Genomic DNA, 15,711 nt, shown 5'->3' with positions numbered 1-15,711 from the left:
CTTGCACGCAAATATAAGTAATGTCCCATTATGGGATTACGTACATGGAAAACTTAATATTTTTATTAAAACTTAAAAGGGCAGATCATCTGCCGGCTCATTCAATGAAGGGGGGATTTCCAGATTGTTGGGGAAATTTTCTCCAGAGGTAGAACCAGCGCTGCTGTGATGAGGTATGGGGTGATCAGCGGTATTGAGGTCCATGCGTTTGTCGAGCATCACCAGGTTGTCGCCTACAACTTCGGTCGCAAATTTCTTGTTACCTTCTTTGTCTTCCCAACTGCGGGTGCGCAGGCGTCCTTCGATGTAAACAAGGCTGCCTTTGTGCAGGTACTTTTGCGCCAGTTCTGCCAATCCTCTCCAGAGTACAACGGTGTGCCATTCTGTTTGCGAGATCAATTTCCCGGCCCGGTCCTTGAACGTTTCGGTGGTTGCCAGCGAGAATTTAGCAACGGCAATATTTCCTTCCAAAAACTGTACATCCGGATCTCTGCCTAAATTGCCTATCAGGATTACTTTATTAACACCTCTCATAGTTGTAGGTTTTTTTAGTCTATTGATAAAAAGTTCTTCTTTTAATAAATAAACAACCTTCTTAAAGTTAATATTTTTTTCCAATCGAAAGGAAAAATTTCTTGCTGGCAAAATGAACCCCGGGGTTGGCTATAAAAGCAGTCCTGCCTTGCTTTCGAGGTAGGTGGTAATGGTTTTCGGGAAGGCATAGTTGTTAAGGTCGCTGAATGGAACGGCCGTGTAGGCGGGCGATTCCAGCGGTTTTTGCAAGGCTATCGTAATGAATTGGCTGTGAATGGTTTGATGGGTAAGCTGTTGTTTGAAGAGGGGAGATACCCTTTCGATGGCCGGTTTATTTTTTCCGAAGAGCTGAAGAAACCCGGGATCTGTTTGCAGGGCTGTGATATCAGTAGCGGCGGGCGTTTCCAGCAGGATGAATTCATGCAGGTTTTGCCAGATATCATTGCCGGTTCTTTTACGGATGTACACCTGGTCTTTGAAAGTGGCCAGTATATAAGTGAAGTAGCGTTTTTTGATTTGTAGTTTCTTGGTTTTAACCGGCAGCAGGGAAATGAGCTGCTGGTGATAGGCGGCACATTTTTTCTGTAGCGGACATTCTTCGCAAAGCGGCTGTTGTGGCTTGCATACAACGGCGCCAAAGTCCATGATGCTTTGGTTATAAGCTGTGGAATGTGCTGGTGGCAACAGGTCCTGGGCGAGTGTGGCAAATTGTTTTTTGCCTTCGGTACTGTCGATCGGTGTGTCGATGCCGAAGAAGCGCGACAGCACACGGAAAACGTTGCCATCCAATACGGCGTGGGGGAGATCGAAAGCGAAGGAGGCGATGGCGGCGGCGGTGTAGGGGCCAATACCTTTAAGGCTTTTGATCTGTTCGTACTGATCCGGGAATTTCCCTTTATAAGTGGTAGCTATTTCGCGGGCGGCTGCCAGCATGTTTTTGCAGCGGGCGTAGTAGCCGAGGCCCTGCCAGAGGCGGAATACTTCTTCATCGGGTGCGGCGGCGAGCTGGCTCACGGTAGGGTAGTGTTGAATAAATCGTTCATAATACGGCCAGCCTTGTTCCACGCGGGTTTGCTGGAGAATGATCTCCGACAGCCAGATGCGGTAGGGATCTTTTTCACCTTTCCATGGCATGGACCGGGTATTAAGGTCTTTGTTCCATTCCAGTAATTTTTCGGTAAAAAAAAGTCGGGAAGCACGCATTTATATATTATTTTAATAAAATTATTTAGTAAATTGATATGGCAAAAGCTGTCCTTTAAAACCCTGCAAGGTACGCCAGATACCCATTTCCGGGGATGCAAATAAATATAATAATCTGCAATACAGGTATAAGGAAAATTAATAAAATTTATTTGCTTAAAATTCAGCAATTAGAAATTTTTAAATTAACTTTGAGAGTAAAGTAATCCTCTCGCTTTCATATGAGAAAAGCTGATTTAATTAACAACATTGCTGAAAAAACCGGCATCCCCAAAGTAGATGTGTTAGTAACACTGGAGGCTATGTTTAAAGAGGTGAAAGAAGCCTTGGCCAATGGTGAGCACATTTACATTCGTGGGTTTGGCAGTTTTATCACCAAGAAGAGAGCCGCCAAAATAGGGCGTAACATCAAGAAGAACGTGGCCGTGGAGATTCCCGAGCACTTTATTCCTGCTTTCAAGCCATCTAAAGAATTTGTTGCTGAGGTAAAGAAGCTCAAAAGTTCTTAATTTTGCAGCCTAATATTTTAGGCCGTGCAAAAATCACAAGTTCTCCTAGTTGGTGCTGCTGTAGCGTTATTGGTGGTATTATATGCCTTTGGCCGCACAGTGCCCCGGTCAGATAAGAAAGCTATGTCAACTGCCGCTCCCATGCAGGGAGGTCGGGAAGTGGCGCCTATTGCCTTTTCTGAACTACTGGAATCGGCTAAGAAAAAAATCTCCGCAGAACAGCTTTTACAGATCAATGCCATTGAAACCAATACAGTACGTGGCGACGTGAAAACCCAACAAATAGCCGCTTACAAAAAATTGTATACTACCTGGGACAGCCTCAACCAGCTGCCGGTAGCTGCTCATTATCTTGGTGAAGCAGCTAAGTTGGAAAATTCCGAAAAAAGCCTCACCTTTGCAGCCAATTTATTTTTGACCCACCTGCAACACGCGGAAGATCCGGGGATTGCGAAGTGGGAAGCACAACAGGCCATCGCCCTGTACGACCAGGCCATTGCCCTGAATCCGGAAAACGATACGATCAAAATATCGCAAGCCATGGTATATATGAACAGTGGCGAACCGATGACCGGCGTTGGAAAACTCAGGGAAGTGGTAGCCAAACACCCGGACAATATCGATGCCCAGGTAACATTGGCTAACCTGGCAATTACTTCCGGCCAGTACGACAAAGCCATTGAACGACTGGAAGAAGTAAGCAAGAAACATCCTGATAATGCCAAAGTCATTTTCGTACTGGCAGAAGCTTACAGGAGCAAGGGCGATAAAAAGAAAGCAGTGGAACTGTTCGAAAAAAGCAAACAGTTCATGGACGATCCGGAACTGAAGAAAGAGGTAGACAGTTATATTAAAAGTATTCAATAATATTTATTTTTTCAATCATCTAAAAACGTTTCAGCGTATGCCTTGCGGTAAGAAAAGAAAAAGACATAAAATTGCCACTCACAAGCGTAAAAAAAGACTGAGAAAGAACCGGCATAAAAAAGGTAAGAAATAATTTTACTCCAGTTTCCCGCCATTTATACTAACCAGGTACTAACCCGGTGCGGCGATCGGATAAAAATTTTCATATATCCTGCATGATTTTAGCATTAATTCTTAAATTGCTAGAGTCATGCAGGTTGTTTCCATAGATCCCGCTTAGAATTTTCGGATACTGCCTGCAGTGATCGCTGAACCCTTAAGCAACCCATCATCACGTACGTGAAGAATATGCTAACTTTATAGTGAGCTATAGTCTGGTATGCAGTAAGCTGTAATCAACAGCCGTGTGCATAGCATAAAGGTGAAGTTTTAAAGGTTAAAATTTTGGACGCTTGAATAAGGAACTTATTATAAATGCGGCTCCCACAGGGGTTGAAATTGCGTTACTGGAAGATAAAAAGTTAGTTGAACTACATCACGAAAGTGGCAATCCTAACTTTGCAGTAGGCGATCTATACCTGGGAAAAGTGAAAAAGCTGATCCCCGGCTTGAATGCTGCCTTTGTGGACGTAGGCTTCGAGAAAGATGCCTTTTTACATTACACGGATCTAAGCCCTTATATCCGCTCCATTCTTAAATTTACACAAACCGCCATCAGCGATAAAACCCCTGAAGGATTCGATTTTACTAAATTTAAAAATGAGCCGGAAATAGTAAAGACCGGTAAGATAACAGATGTATTGGGCGGCAAACCCAATATCCTCGTACAGATCCTGAAAGAACCCATTTCTTCGAAAGGCCCGCGCCTGAGCTGCGAAATCTCTCTTCCCGGAAGATTCATCGTGTTAACACCCTTTAATGATATTGTTGCTGTATCCAAAAAGATACACTCTTCCGAAGAAAGAAAACGCCTGCAAAAAATAGTAGAAGCGATCAAGCCGCCTAACTTCGGCGTGATCGTACGTACTGCTGCCGAAGGAAAGAAAACAGCCGAACTGCACGAAGACCTTACCACCCTCGTTGAAACCTGGAAGAATATCCAGGGTAATCTCCGCAGCGCGCAAGCCCCGCAGAAAATACTCAGCGAACAGGCTAAAACCACCAGCATCCTCCGCGACCTGCTGAACGAGAGCTTCAACCGCATCGTGATCAACGACAAAAACATCTTCACAGATACCAAAACCTATATTCAAAAGATCGCGCCTGAAAAACAAGGCATCGTTGATTACTACAATAACGGCTCACCGATCTTTGATAACTTTGGCATCACCCGCCAGGTAAAGGCTTCCTTCGGAAAGACCGTTAACCTCGATAGTGGCGTATACCTCATCATCGAGGCTACTGAAGCGCTTCACGTGATCGATGTGAACAGCGGCTACAAAAGCTCCAGCAATAACCAGGAACAGAACGCATTAGCCTCCAACCTGGAAGCCGCTGCTGAAATAGCCCGCCAACTACGCCTTCGCGACCTTGGTGGCATCATTATCATCGACTTCATCGATATGAAACTGCCTGAAAATAAAAAGACAGTTTTTGAAGCGATGGAGAAATTCATGGCCCAGGACCGCGCCAAGCACACCATCCTGCCGATCTCCAAATTCGGCCTGATGCAGATCACCCGCCAGCGCGTGAAACCTGAAGTGACCATTTCGGTAGCGGAAGACTGCCCCACCTGTAAAGGCACCGGCAAGATCGGCGCTTCCATGCTGATACTCGATGACATCGAAAAAAATCTTCAATATCTCATCAATCATCAACATAAAGGATTAACCATCCGCGTTCATCCAATCCTGTTTGCCTACCTCACAAAAGGATTTCTTACCTCCAAACAATGGAGATGGTACTTCCAATATAAGAAATGGATCAAGCTCCGCGCTGACTCCAACTACCACCTCACGGAATACCGCTTCTTTGACGCCAATGACGAAGAAATTAAATTATAAAACTGAAGGTTTGCGACGATCCGCAAACCTTCAGCTTTTATAGTCGTCGCGTGCCGGGGAAAAGGTGTCGATGATCTTGCAATCCGTCAGCGCACGGCCACCATGGCGCACATTGGAAGGTATCACCAGGGCATCGTGCTGGTGCATGACCACTTTTTCATCTCCTATCGTCATCTCGAAAGCACCCTCGGCAATGTAAGTGATCTGTTCATGCGGGTGCTCATGCAAAGGTGACTCCGCGCCGGCATTGATCTCCCAGAAAGCCATCGTGCTTTTGTCGCCATGTACAAAACGGCCATAAAATCCGGGCAGGGTATTTTTTACAGGAATATCTTTTAATGCAGCTTTGTTTAACATGATCATGGTTTGAATGTTATTAAATATACATCAATAGGAGAGGAAATTGTTAAGTTCATATATTTCATACATTTACACTGTTATTTTGTAATCCCGAAGCTGTCTTTGTCATGTTAATTTAATAATACATCCATAACGCGTATGACTACACGTTTTTACACCTCACTGTTATTTTTATCCTTATTGGTATTTGCTGCCTGCCAGCAACAGGGCGGCACCCGGAAAAGATTGAAAGTGCGGGATACCACCCACTACACCAAGCAGGAATATATCGAGAAACAGCTGGACAGCAACCTGGTGAACAGCTTCCTGCAATCGCATCCCGTATACGCACCCTATGCGGAATATGTGAAGAATTTTTATCGCGGCCGTGATTATCACTATGCCTGGGTAAATAAAGACAGCATCACCGAGCAGGCAGGCAACTTCATCAATATGATGAAAAATGATGCGGCCTATGGTATCAAAGACAGCGCCATGACCCCGGAGCTGAAAAAACTTACCGATACGCTTGTGCTGCGCGATTCCAGCTACCAGGGCAATCCCCGTGATCTTTCCACCATCGAAGTGATGCTTACCGCGCAATTCTTTGCCTATGGCAACAAAGTATGGGGCGGCCTTACCTCTGATTCAGCGAAAGACCTGGAATGGTTCATCCCTCGGAAGAAGCTGGATATGGGCAGCCTGCTGGATTCTATCGTGAAGAAAGGAAATAATATTGAAGGCGACGAGCCGGTAAATGCGCAATACAAAATGCTGCGGCAACAGCTGAAAACCCTTGCCAAGCTGGAATCTGCCCCATGGGACTCCATTACGATGACGCAGAAGAGTTTCAAAAGAGGCGATTCGTCTGACGTGATCCTGCGGGTGAAACAGCGTCTCATCGCGCTGGGTGACCTCGCAGCCAGCGACAGCGGTCATCGTTTTACAGTGCTAACGGATACGGCTGTACGTAATTTTGAAGCCCGCATGGGCCTCAAAGAAGACGGCCTGATCACACCGGCGGTATTAAAAGCGTTGAATGTGCCGATTCAGCAGCGGGTGCGTCAGGTGCTTGTGAATATGGAGCGTTTACGCTGGGTGCCGGTAGAACCGCCAGCAGACTATATCCTGGTGAACATACCCGCTTTTATGATGTATGTATATGAAAACAGTAAACTGGCCTGGAGTTGTAATGTGGTGGTAGGCAAGCCGGGCGCCAATACCGTCGTGTTCAGCAATGAACTGAAATATATTGTGTTCAGCCCTTACTGGAATGTGCCGCCGGGCATCCTCGCCAAAGAAGTGTTGCCAGGCCTCAAACGCAGTGGCGGCGGGTATCTGGCCAGGCAAAATATGGAGATAGTAGGCGCCAGCGGCAAGGTGATATCACCGGGCTCCATTGCCTGGGGCAAATATTCCGGCAGCAATTTCCCGTATATCGTGCGTCAGAAGCCGGGAGGCCGCAACTCGCTCGGGAAAGTGAAGTTCCTCTTCCCTAATGAGTATAATATCTATTTACATGATACCCCTGCACGTTATCTCTTTGGAGAAAACAAACGCTCTTTCAGTCATGGATGTATCCGCGTAGCGGAACCCAAGCATCTCGCACAATGGTTGCTGCGCAAGGATTCCAGCTGGACAGACCAGAAGATCGACGAGGCGATGAACGCCGGGAAAGAAAAATTTGTAACCCTGAAAACGAAGGTGCCGGTATTTATCGGTTATTTCACCGCTTTTGTGGATAGCAAAGGAAGGCTGAATTTCAGGGATGATGTATACGGCCACGATGCACGCCTGGCAGCGACCCTGTTCGGCAAGTAATTATTTTGCTATTTAGCTATTTGAATATTTGGTTATTTGATGTGAGAATGTAAGAATTTATGAATGTGAGGATGTGAGAATTTGAGGATTTGAGGGATACTTAAATCCGCCATAAATTCTCACATTCTCACATTCATAAATTCTCACATCTTAACTGCAATAACCGATATTTCCACGTTCACACCTTTAGGCAGTGCGGCCACCTGTACGGTTTCGCGGGCCGGATAGTTACCGGTGAAATAGCTGCCATACACTTCATTTACCTGCGGGAAAGTTTTCATATCTGTAATGAAGATAGTTGTTTTTACAACATCGCTGAAACCCATGCCGGCAGCGGTGAGCACGGCCTGAAGGTTTTTCATCACGAGCTGTGTTTCATCAACGATGCCGGTGGTTACCAGTTCGCCGGTAGCGGGATCCAAAGGTATCTGACCGGACACGAACAGGGTATTGCCAGCTTTTACAGCCTGGTTGTAAGGCCCGATAGGAGCGGGCGCATTATTGGTATTGATAATTTGCTTTTCCATGAGGGCGAAAGTAAACAAAATATATTTTTTTCGGGAAGACGTAAAGCAGCAAGAGATCGAAGCGGATTTTTGCAACAACGTCATTCTTTATTAGGTTTGCCGAAATTTAGCGCATGAATATCCTGGTTATAGCAGATGCACAGCGGTATGAAGAGCTGCAGCAGAAAGGACTCAACAAGCATGAGGTACAGTGGAAGACAAGCCTGGAAGAGGTATTGTCGGTGAAGGCTGCCGACCTGGTGATAGATATGTTATTCGATGACCGGCCGCATCATGCAGCGGTATATGCTAAGAATCCGGGAGTGCCGGTGATGGCCTGCATTGTGAAAACATCCTTGTCCGAAGTGATGAGCCAGTATGCCTTTGAGCAGGGCTTCAATATCATGGGCTGCAACTGGCTGCCGGGATTTATCCAGGCGCCTGTTACGGAAGTATCGGTGATGGATGAAGGGCAGCGGCAAACGCTGGACGACCTGATGTATGCCCTTGGCTGGGAATATGAGCTGGTGGCCGATGCTACGGGAATGGTAACGCCGCGGGTGATCTGTATGATCATCAATGAAGCGTACCTGACAGCGCAAGAGGGCACTGCCAGTCGTGCGGATATTGATATTTCCATGAAGCTGGGCACCAACTATCCTTACGGGCCTTTTGAATGGTGTGAACGGATAGGCGTGAAGAATGTGTACGAGGTACTGAAAGCCGTACACGACGCCACTGGCGACGACCGCTACGAGGTGGCGGCATTGTTACAAACAGAATACGAGGCAATCTGATATGGCACTTATACTCAATATTGATACCGCTACAGTTACAGGCTCTGTGAGCCTCGCGCGCGATGGAAAAGCATTGCAGACATTGGTGAGCGCAGAACAGAAAGACCATGCGGCCACTATTACTTTGTTTGTGCAGCAGTTGCTGCGGGAACAGGGCCTTAGTGCCGGTGAGCTGGATGCGGTGGCGGTGAGTGCCGGTCCGGGTTCTTATACCGGACTTCGTGTAGGCGTGGCCACGGCCAAAGGTCTGTGCTATGCCTGGAACAAGCCCCTGATAGCAGTGTCTACACTGAAGATGATGGCGCAGGGCTTACGGTGGCGCCTGAACGAAAAAGACGTATGGTACTGCCCTATGCTGGATGCACGGCGGCAAGAGGTGTTTACGGCGATGTACGACGACAGCCTGCATGAGGTGCTGGCGCCGCAGGCGATGGTCCTGGATGCGGCTTCTTTTGCCGGACAATTAGAGAAAAGAAAGATATATTTTTTTGGCGACGGCAGCGGGAAATGGGCGCAGCTATTGGGTTTGCACCCTCATGCCATGTTTGCCGACTATACGATGAGCGCGGCTGATATGGCCCCGCTTTCCGAACAATATTTTCATACAAATTCCTTCGCAGATCTGGCATATTTCAGCCCTTTTTACCTGAAACCCTTCTATTTTCCGAAAAAATCCTAACACGTCCGTTTGATCTGTCATAAAACTGTCAAATTATATCTTATTTACAAGCGTCCCCCGGTTATATATGAAAAAATAAGGTATAGAAATTTTTTTTATTGTGACAGATATTATATTTTTGTATAAATCGATAACCGCAATTGTTGTCTAACTGTTTGCGAGTACTGTCCGTTGATCCCTTTCATTTCATCATTTTTTAAAAACTATTATGCGATGGAAAAAACATTATTAACTACCTCTTCTAATACTCTTATTATTTCTAGAGGTAACAATGAAAAAGACCAGATCAAATTGGATTACATTGCCGTTAAAAAAGCAGCTATGGTATTGCGTGCGATTAACCACAAGCTGCGCCAGCAGATGATCAAGCTGCTGGAGGACCACAAGAAAATGACTGTGACGGAGATTTACGTGAAACTGCGTCTGGAACAATCGGTAGCGTCACAGCATCTTGCTATTCTGAGACGTGCCGGCATTGTAATTACAGAGAGAGATGGCAAGTTCATTCACTATACTATCAACAAACAGCGTATTGCTGAAGTAGCGAAGTTCGTGGAAGAACTGGTAGGTTAATTTTATTCACCATCCGTTTGTGTGACGGAAGAAAATTATATAAGAAAGTAGCCATACGGCTACTTTTTTATTTCCATATAGATTTTATCCATAGCGTTGAGCGGTGTATAATTAGTAAATTTGTAAAAATCAAAAACCATGTTCGTAAAGCAATTATACACCAACTGCTTGTCGGAAGCTGCCTACTTCATCGAGTCTGATGGTGTGGCCGCCGTAATAGATCCGCTGCGCGATATAGATGTATATCTTGAGCTGGCGAAAGAAAGGAACGCCACTATCCAATACATTTTCGAGACCCATTTTCATGCTGACTTTGTTTCCGGCCACCTCGACCTCGCCAAGGCCACCGGCGCTAAAATCGTATTTGGCCCGGATGCAGTCACTAACTTCGATGCATATGTAGCCCGGGATAATGAAGCATTCAAGATAGGCGCCCTTACCCTGAAAGTATTGCATACGCCCGGTCATACGCTGGAATCAGCCTGTTATCTGCTGGAAGATGAAAAGCAGGCGCCTTATGCCCTCTTCACCGGCGATACTTTATTTGTGGGAGATGTAGGCCGTCCGGACCTCTTCAGCGGTAATCTCACCAAAGAAGAACTGGCAGGAATGCTCTTCGATTCGCTCAATAACAAGATCAAAACATTACCGGACAGTGTGATCGTGTATCCGGCGCATGGCCCGGGATCCGCCTGTGGCAAGAATCTTGGCCCGAACACTTATAGTACCATTGGTGATGAGAAACGTAGTAACTATGCGTTGCTCGCTGATGATAAAGACCGCTTCATTGCTGAAGTAACGGATGGCCTGGCCACGCCGCCATCTTATTTCCCGATCAATGCGAAGATCAACAAAGAAGGTTATGATGCCCTGCAAGCCGTAATGGACAAAGCGATGCAGCCACTTGCCCCTGCGGAGTTCAAAGCGAAGGCGAAAGCTGGCGCGCTGATCCTGGATACCCGTCCGGCTACAGAATTTGGCGATGGCTTTGTGCCGGGTTCTATCAGCATCGGGCTGGAAGGCCGTTTCGCGGAATGGGCGGGCAGTCTGCTGCCTTTTGACCAGGATATCATACTGGTAACAACGCCGGGCAAAGAGGAAGAGACAGTAGTGAGAATGGCCCGCGTAGGTTTTCAGAATGTTACCGGCTACCTGCAAGGCGGCTATCCTGCATGGGAAGCGGCTGGCGAAGCCAAAGACATGATCATCACCATTGAGCCGGATGAGCTGGCGATGGATATCCCGCATGATGAAAACCTCGTCATCGTGGATGTGCGCAAGCCCGCCGAATACGCCAGCGGTCACATCAAAGACGCCATGAGCCTGCCTCTCGGCGATATGACAGATCCCGGCAAGATAGCTGATTTTGATGATCATCATAATCTCTATGTACACTGCCAGGGTGGTTATCGCAGTATCATCGCCTGCTCTATCATGAAACGTGAAGGCATCCATAACCTCCGCAACGTGGATGGTGGCTTTGCCCGTATGAAAGATGAAAAGGGCCTGGAAGTAGTACAGGAAAAAACAATACTGAACTAAAGGCTTCAAACCTAATACAGACAAGCCTTCCCGGGTAGGGAAGGCTTTTTTTATGCTCATATATTAATTGGATTAACAATAAGTTAAAGGAGAAAAAATTGTCTGTTCAAATGTTATTGCCTAACTTCTTGCACTAAAACCGTTCAAACCATGAAGATAAAATCCTTCGTAGCGGCCCTTTTAATGCTGATGGGCGTATTTCTATTTGCCTGCAAACCTTCGGACAGCAAGATCCAGCAGGCCGTAAATGAAAAACTGAGTGCCATTCCCGGCGTTACTGCTGAAGTGAAAAATGGCGTAGTGACCCTCTCCGGCGAAGTATCTGACGATGCTGCCAAAACTGCTGCAGAAGAAGCGCTGAAAACCGTATCCGGCGTGAAATCTGTTGACAACAAAGTAACAGTAAAAGCACCGGCGCCTGCAGCTGCACCTGTTGTCATCAACCCCGATGATGTACTGAAGAAAACACTGGACTCTGCCTACGGCAAAGCAGGATTCTCTACTGTAAAAGTATCCGTTGCCAATGGCGAAGTAACTCTGGAAGGAGAAGCTAAAAAGAGCGATCTGCGCAAGATCATTCAAACTGCACAGGAATCAAAACCCAAGAAAGTAAACAACAAACTTACATTGAAATAACCCTTTAAAATATTACTGTCATGAGCGTAACAGAAAAATACAAGGAACTGATTGACCAGGCAAATAGCGCTGGCGTGACCAATTTACAAGTGAGAGAGCAGGATAACGTGTTGTATATCGATGGCGAGACCACTGCTGATGTAAAAGACCAACTGTGGGCTACCTACGAAAAACTGGATCCCGAAATGCGCTCTGCTGATGTGGTGATGAATATCACTGCTTCCGATGCCAGCGGCGGCGAACAGGAGTATGAAGTTAAATCCGGTGATAGCCTGAGCAAGATTGCGAAAAACTATCCTGGCGTTTCCTGGAAAGATATCTTCGAAGCAAACAAAGACCAGATCAAAGATCCGAACCTGATCTATCCTGGCCAGAAGCTGAAGATTCCTTCCTGATCTGCGTCTAATGAATGTTCTGATCTTCTTTTTAAGAGCGCTGTTATTACGGCGCTCTTAATTTTTTACCCAATCTTCATATTTGTGTTTCCAGCGGCGGTGGCTCCATACCCATACTTCGGGTTGTTCGCGGATATTTTTCTCCAGGTATTTTACGAATGTTTCGGTGATCTCGCCGGCAGGCGCCTGTTGCGGATCTTCGAACATCAGCTTTAACTCCGCGTGATAATAGCCGCGTTTCACTTTCCTGATGTCTACAAATACAACGGGTATATTATTTCTTTTAGCAGCCATTTCAGGGCCTTTATAGAAGGGAGTCATTTTGTTGAGGAAAGGATACCACAGACAGCTGCGCGGGTTGCCGGGATTCTGGTCGGCTACCAGCGCAATGAGGTATTGCTTGTCTATCCAGGGTTTCATGCTGTTGGCCATATCGTTTGCGGCGATTAGGGTAGAGCCGAATTTCTCCCGGAAGTGGCGAAACAGCCGGTCGGCGGGCTTGCTGGAGAGCGGCATATACACTACCAGGAAAGGGTAGTTCACCCTTTGCATGCAATACAGGTTAGCCCATTCCCAGTTGAAGTTATGGCCCAGGTGCATCTGGCAGCTTTTGCCTTTTGCGTAGAGCTCGTGCAGTACGGTGATGTCCGCGTGGAAACGCTTGCCCAGCTGCTTTTCGCTGATGGTGAGCAGTTTGATGGTTTCCACCATCATATCGGTGAGGTTGCGGTAATATTTTTTTGCGATAGCCTTGATCTCTTCCGGCGATTTATCCGGGAATGCCTGTACCAGGTTGGCAAACACCACTTTTTTGCGATAGCCGAAAACATGGTACACCAGCACATAGCAGCAGTCGCTGAGAAAGTACAATAGCGGAAACGGCAGGAGAGAGATCCCGTAACATAAAGCAAGCAACAGATAATACATAATCTTCCGTTCGTTGAATTAGCAACACGCAAAGGTACTGCAAAGCCGCTATAATACGATGTTCTGTACCAGGGGGCTCTTTTCGGGGTAATCGGTATTGTAGTGGAGGCCACGGCTTTCTTTACGGAAGGTAGCGCCTTTTACGATGAGATACCCTACTGTGATAAGATTGCGCAGTTCGCAGAGTTGTGGCGACACCTCTGTGGTTTCGTAGAGGGCTTCGGTTTCCTCGTGGAGGATATCGAGGCGGCGCATGGCGCGTTCGAGGCGCACATTGGTTCTTACGATACCTACGTAGTCGCTCATGATCTGTTTCAGTTCTTTGAGGCTCTGCGTGATGAGGATCATTTCACGGGGGGCGGTGGTGCCGCGTGCATCCCAGTCGGGCACGTTCTCTTTGAAACTGATGGCATCGATCCGGCTGGTGGCATCCATGAAGCAGCGGTGTGCAAATACCATGGCTTCCAGCAATGAGTTGGAGGCGAGGCGGTTGGCGCCGTGCAGCCCGGTGCTGGCGCATTCGCCGCAGGCGTAGAGGTTACGGATAGAGGTGTGCCCCCATTCATCGGTTTTGATACCGCCGCAGCTGTAGTGAGCTGCCGGCGTAACGGGGATCATCTGTTCCTGTACATCTATCCCCGCTTTCTTACAGGTTTCGTAGATGTTCGGAAAATGGTGGATGAATTTCTCGATATCCATATGGCGGCAATCGAGGTATACGTACTCGGTACCGGTGATCTTCATTTCATTATCGATGGCGCGGGCAACAATATCGCGCGGCGCGAGCGACAGGCGCGGATCGTATTTGTGCATGAAGTCTTCGCCGTGGATGTTGCGGAGGATGCCGCCATCGCCACGTACGGCTTCGGTGATCAGGAAAGAAGGGTTTCTGCCCGGCTCGTAGAGCGCGGTGGGATGGAATTGTATGAACTCCATGTTCTCGATCTTGCCTTTGGCGCGGTACACCATGGCCACGCCATCGCCGGTGGCGATCACGGGATTGGTGGTACTGCGGTATACCTGTCCGTTGCCGCCGGTGGCCAGCAGCGTGACTTTGGAGAGTATCTTCTCTATCTTTTTAGTGGTGAGGTTCAGCACGTAGATGCCATAGCATTCGATATCCGGTGTAGACTTGGTAACCAGGTAGCCAAGGTGGTGCTGTGTGATGAGGTCTACCACAAAGCAATGGGTAACCAGCTCGATGTTAGGCCTTCTGTGGATGGCTTCCAGCAGCGCGCGTTCTATCTCTTTACCGGTAACATCTTTGTGATGGATCACGCGGAACACGGAGTGACCGCCTTCGCGGCCGAGGGAGAAATCGCCGCTGTCGGTTTTATCGAAATTAGCGCCCCATTCAATGATCTCGTTCACGCGCTCGGGGCCTTCTGTTACTACAATCTTCACTACTTCTTCATTGCAGAGGCCATCGCCTGCGATGAGCGTATCTTCTATATGTTTCTCGAAACTATCGTTCTCCAGGTCATTTACTACGGCCACACCACCTTGCGCGTATTTGGTATTGGTTTCATCCTCGCGGCTCTTGGTGATGATCGTGATCTTTTTATCAGGGCATTGTTGTGATACTTTCAGTGCGTACGTCAACCCGGCGATACCCGAACCGATGACAAGAAAATCTGTTTGTTGCATAGAGAACAAAAGTACGAATTAGCTGCGTAGCATTTTATTTTTCTACCGGTGTAAAAAACTTTACGGCGCCGTATACCAGTCCCAGCTGGGCCAGGCCATAGGTGAGCATTACCAGCAGTCCGTTTGCGGGCAGCGGGTGATAGAATTTACCGGTAGCGATCAGCGTATCGGAGAGCATGAACAACACCGCCCCGATGATGCAGTACCAGCCTTCGGGCTCCTGCCTGAAGTGGAAGGCATGCAATACGCTTTGTACCATCACGAAAATGGTAATGGCATATATTATCACCGGAATTTTCAGGCTGCCCAGCATGGGGAACATGAACACCAGGAAGGCCAGCAGATAGATGACGTTAAGGAATATCAGGGGATACCTGCAGAGCGGTGGATGGCTGCCACTGTAGCGTATCTTCAGGAAAAAGAAGATATACATCACATGCGCCAGCAGGAAGCTGCCCAATCCATAGAGAAAGCATGCAGGCGCTTCAAACATCAGCAATACATCTCCCCCTAAAGAAAACAGCAATGCCAGCAACAGGAATCTGCGAAAGACGATGGGCATGCTGCCTGCGCTGCTGATCACGTAGGCGGCCAGGATGATGGTTAAAAGTGGTTTGGTAGCGTAGCGGTAGCTATCCATGCGGAGCCCTACCAGCACGAGGTCTGCCAGGAGGGTAAAGGCGTAGATGGTCAGCCATCTGGATTTCAGCATAGCGGCGTATTGTATTTACAA

General features: G+C 47.5%; 17 protein-coding genes. 10 read left to right on the top strand and 7 right to left on the bottom strand.

The window, feature by feature from the left end:
* Positions 1 to 72 precede the first annotated feature (72 nt).
* The gene (locus FPG75_RS17425; RefSeq protein WP_143308281.1) at positions 73 to 534 is read right to left on the bottom strand and encodes a single-stranded DNA-binding protein; all 462 of its coding nucleotides are present in this window, start codon (positions 532 to 534) and stop codon (positions 73 to 75) included.
* A gap of 129 nt (positions 535 to 663) precedes the next feature.
* Complete coding sequence (mutY, locus tag FPG75_RS17420; RefSeq protein ID WP_143308280.1) at positions 664 to 1,737, bottom strand: A/G-specific adenine glycosylase; 1,074 nt, start codon at positions 1,735 to 1,737, stop codon at positions 664 to 666.
* A 221-nt stretch (positions 1,738 to 1,958) separates the two neighbouring features.
* Here mutY and FPG75_RS17415 point away from each other — a divergent pair, with 221 nt between their 5' ends.
* The 3 genes from FPG75_RS17415 to FPG75_RS17405 all read left to right on the top strand — a co-directional run bounded on the left by FPG75_RS17415 (position 1,959) and on the right by FPG75_RS17405 (position 5,116).
* Positions 1,959 to 2,246, top strand: a complete 288-nt coding sequence (locus FPG75_RS17415; RefSeq protein WP_073084475.1) for an HU family DNA-binding protein — start codon at positions 1,959 to 1,961, stop codon at positions 2,244 to 2,246.
* Between the two features lie 24 nt (positions 2,247 to 2,270).
* The gene (locus tag FPG75_RS17410; protein ID WP_143308278.1) at positions 2,271 to 3,113 is read left to right on the top strand and encodes a tetratricopeptide repeat protein; all 843 of its coding nucleotides are present in this window, start codon (positions 2,271 to 2,273) and stop codon (positions 3,111 to 3,113) included.
* A 452-nt stretch (positions 3,114 to 3,565) separates the two neighbouring features.
* Positions 3,566 to 5,116, top strand: coding sequence for an Rne/Rng family ribonuclease (locus tag FPG75_RS17405; RefSeq protein WP_143308276.1), 1,551 nt, complete (start codon positions 3,566 to 3,568; stop codon positions 5,114 to 5,116).
* Positions 5,117 to 5,146: 30 nt separating this feature from the next.
* Here the strand turns inward: FPG75_RS17405 and FPG75_RS17400 are convergent, their stop codons facing one another.
* Complete coding sequence (locus FPG75_RS17400; protein ID WP_143308274.1) at positions 5,147 to 5,473, bottom strand: cupin domain-containing protein; 327 nt, start codon at positions 5,471 to 5,473, stop codon at positions 5,147 to 5,149.
* Between the two features lie 141 nt (positions 5,474 to 5,614).
* Here FPG75_RS17400 and FPG75_RS17395 point away from each other — a divergent pair, with 141 nt between their 5' ends.
* Entirely contained in the window at positions 5,615 to 7,276 is a 1,662-nt protein-coding gene (locus FPG75_RS17395) for a L,D-transpeptidase family protein (RefSeq protein ID WP_143308272.1), read from the top strand.
* Between the two features lie 143 nt (positions 7,277 to 7,419).
* Here FPG75_RS17395 and FPG75_RS17390 read toward each other — a convergent pair whose 3' ends face one another.
* Complete coding sequence (locus FPG75_RS17390) at positions 7,420 to 7,803, bottom strand: RidA family protein (protein WP_143308270.1); 384 nt, start codon at positions 7,801 to 7,803, stop codon at positions 7,420 to 7,422.
* Between the two features lie 113 nt (positions 7,804 to 7,916).
* Here FPG75_RS17390 and FPG75_RS17385 point away from each other — a divergent pair, with 113 nt between their 5' ends.
* The 6 genes from FPG75_RS17385 to FPG75_RS17360 all read left to right on the top strand — a co-directional run bounded on the left by FPG75_RS17385 (position 7,917) and on the right by FPG75_RS17360 (position 12,404).
* Positions 7,917 to 8,579: a 3-hydroxyacyl-CoA dehydrogenase family protein gene (locus tag FPG75_RS17385; RefSeq protein WP_201747977.1), complete on the top strand. Its 663-nt coding sequence runs from the start codon at positions 7,917 to 7,919 to the stop codon at positions 8,577 to 8,579.
* 1 nt (position 8,580) lies between these two features.
* Entirely contained in the window at positions 8,581 to 9,258 is a 678-nt protein-coding gene (gene tsaB, locus FPG75_RS17380; protein ID WP_143308267.1) for a tRNA (adenosine(37)-N6)-threonylcarbamoyltransferase complex dimerization subunit type 1 TsaB, read from the top strand.
* Between the two features lie 321 nt (positions 9,259 to 9,579).
* Positions 9,580 to 9,831, top strand: a complete 252-nt coding sequence (locus tag FPG75_RS17375; RefSeq protein ID WP_198315147.1) for an ArsR/SmtB family transcription factor — start codon at positions 9,580 to 9,582, stop codon at positions 9,829 to 9,831.
* A gap of 138 nt (positions 9,832 to 9,969) precedes the next feature.
* Entirely contained in the window at positions 9,970 to 11,373 is a 1,404-nt protein-coding gene (locus FPG75_RS17370; RefSeq protein ID WP_143308265.1) for an MBL fold metallo-hydrolase, read from the top strand.
* Positions 11,374 to 11,523: 150 nt separating this feature from the next.
* Positions 11,524 to 12,009 carry a BON domain-containing protein gene (locus tag FPG75_RS17365; RefSeq protein WP_236652821.1) on the top strand — a complete coding sequence of 162 codons (486 nt, stop codon included), beginning with the start codon at positions 11,524 to 11,526 and terminating at the stop codon, positions 12,007 to 12,009.
* 20 nt (positions 12,010 to 12,029) lie between these two features.
* The gene (locus FPG75_RS17360) at positions 12,030 to 12,404 is read left to right on the top strand and encodes a LysM peptidoglycan-binding domain-containing protein (RefSeq protein WP_143308263.1); all 375 of its coding nucleotides are present in this window, start codon (positions 12,030 to 12,032) and stop codon (positions 12,402 to 12,404) included.
* 57 nt (positions 12,405 to 12,461) lie between these two features.
* On the opposite strand, the gene FPG75_RS17355 is transcribed toward FPG75_RS17360, so the two are convergent.
* The 3 genes from FPG75_RS17355 to FPG75_RS17345 are packed head-to-tail and all read right to left on the bottom strand — an operon-like array spanning position 12,462 to position 15,690.
* Positions 12,462 to 13,331, bottom strand: coding sequence for a lysophospholipid acyltransferase family protein (locus FPG75_RS17355; protein ID WP_143308261.1), 870 nt, complete (start codon positions 13,329 to 13,331; stop codon positions 12,462 to 12,464).
* Between the two features lie 48 nt (positions 13,332 to 13,379).
* A complete protein-coding gene (gene nadB, locus FPG75_RS17350) occupies positions 13,380 to 14,978 on the bottom strand; it encodes an L-aspartate oxidase (protein WP_143308260.1) in 1,599 nt (532 codons plus the stop codon).
* Positions 14,979 to 15,012: 34 nt separating this feature from the next.
* On the bottom strand, positions 15,013 to 15,690 hold the full coding sequence (locus FPG75_RS17345; RefSeq protein WP_143308258.1) for a lysoplasmalogenase: 678 nt from the start codon (positions 15,688 to 15,690) through the stop codon (positions 15,013 to 15,015).
* Positions 15,691 to 15,711: the final 21 nt, after the last annotated feature.

Source organism: Chitinophaga vietnamensis, from assembly GCF_902167635.1.
Taxonomy (GTDB): Bacteria; Bacteroidota; Bacteroidia; order Chitinophagales; family Chitinophagaceae; genus Chitinophaga; species Chitinophaga vietnamensis.
This window is presented reverse-complemented; position numbering and strand designations above follow the sequence as displayed.

Bases quoted from the DNA above. Each gene is read 5' to 3' on its own strand.
- FPG75_RS17375 (WP_198315147.1), top strand. From the start codon at position 9,580: ATGGTATTGCGTGCGATTAACCACAAGCTGCGCCAGCAGATGATCAAG.
- FPG75_RS17360 (WP_143308263.1), top strand. From the start codon at position 12,030: ATGAGCGTAACAGAAAAATACAAGGAACTGATTGACCAGGCAAATAGC.
- FPG75_RS17365 (WP_236652821.1), top strand. From the start codon at position 11,524: ATGAAGATAAAATCCTTCGTAGCGGCCCTTTTAATGCTGATGGGCGTA.
- FPG75_RS17390 (WP_143308270.1), bottom strand. From the start codon at position 7,803: ATGGAAAAGCAAATTATCAATACCAATAATGCGCCCGCTCCTATCGGG.
- FPG75_RS17425 (WP_143308281.1), bottom strand. From the start codon at position 534: ATGAGAGGTGTTAATAAAGTAATCCTGATAGGCAATTTAGGCAGAGAT.
- FPG75_RS17345 (WP_143308258.1), bottom strand. From the start codon at position 15,690: ATGCTGAAATCCAGATGGCTGACCATCTACGCCTTTACCCTCCTGGCA.
- FPG75_RS17395 (WP_143308272.1), top strand. From the start codon at position 5,615: ATGACTACACGTTTTTACACCTCACTGTTATTTTTATCCTTATTGGTA.
- nadB (WP_143308260.1), bottom strand. From the start codon at position 14,978: ATGCAACAAACAGATTTTCTTGTCATCGGTTCGGGTATCGCCGGGTTG.
- mutY (WP_143308280.1), bottom strand. From the start codon at position 1,737: ATGCGTGCTTCCCGACTTTTTTTTACCGAAAAATTACTGGAATGGAAC.
- FPG75_RS17385 (WP_201747977.1), top strand. From the start codon at position 7,917: ATGAATATCCTGGTTATAGCAGATGCACAGCGGTATGAAGAGCTGCAG.
- tsaB (WP_143308267.1), top strand. From the start codon at position 8,581: ATGGCACTTATACTCAATATTGATACCGCTACAGTTACAGGCTCTGTG.
- FPG75_RS17370 (WP_143308265.1), top strand. From the start codon at position 9,970: ATGTTCGTAAAGCAATTATACACCAACTGCTTGTCGGAAGCTGCCTAC.
- FPG75_RS17400 (WP_143308274.1), bottom strand. From the start codon at position 5,473: ATGTTAAACAAAGCTGCATTAAAAGATATTCCTGTAAAAAATACCCTG.
- FPG75_RS17415 (WP_073084475.1), top strand. From the start codon at position 1,959: ATGAGAAAAGCTGATTTAATTAACAACATTGCTGAAAAAACCGGCATC.
- FPG75_RS17355 (WP_143308261.1), bottom strand. From the start codon at position 13,331: ATGTATTATCTGTTGCTTGCTTTATGTTACGGGATCTCTCTCCTGCCG.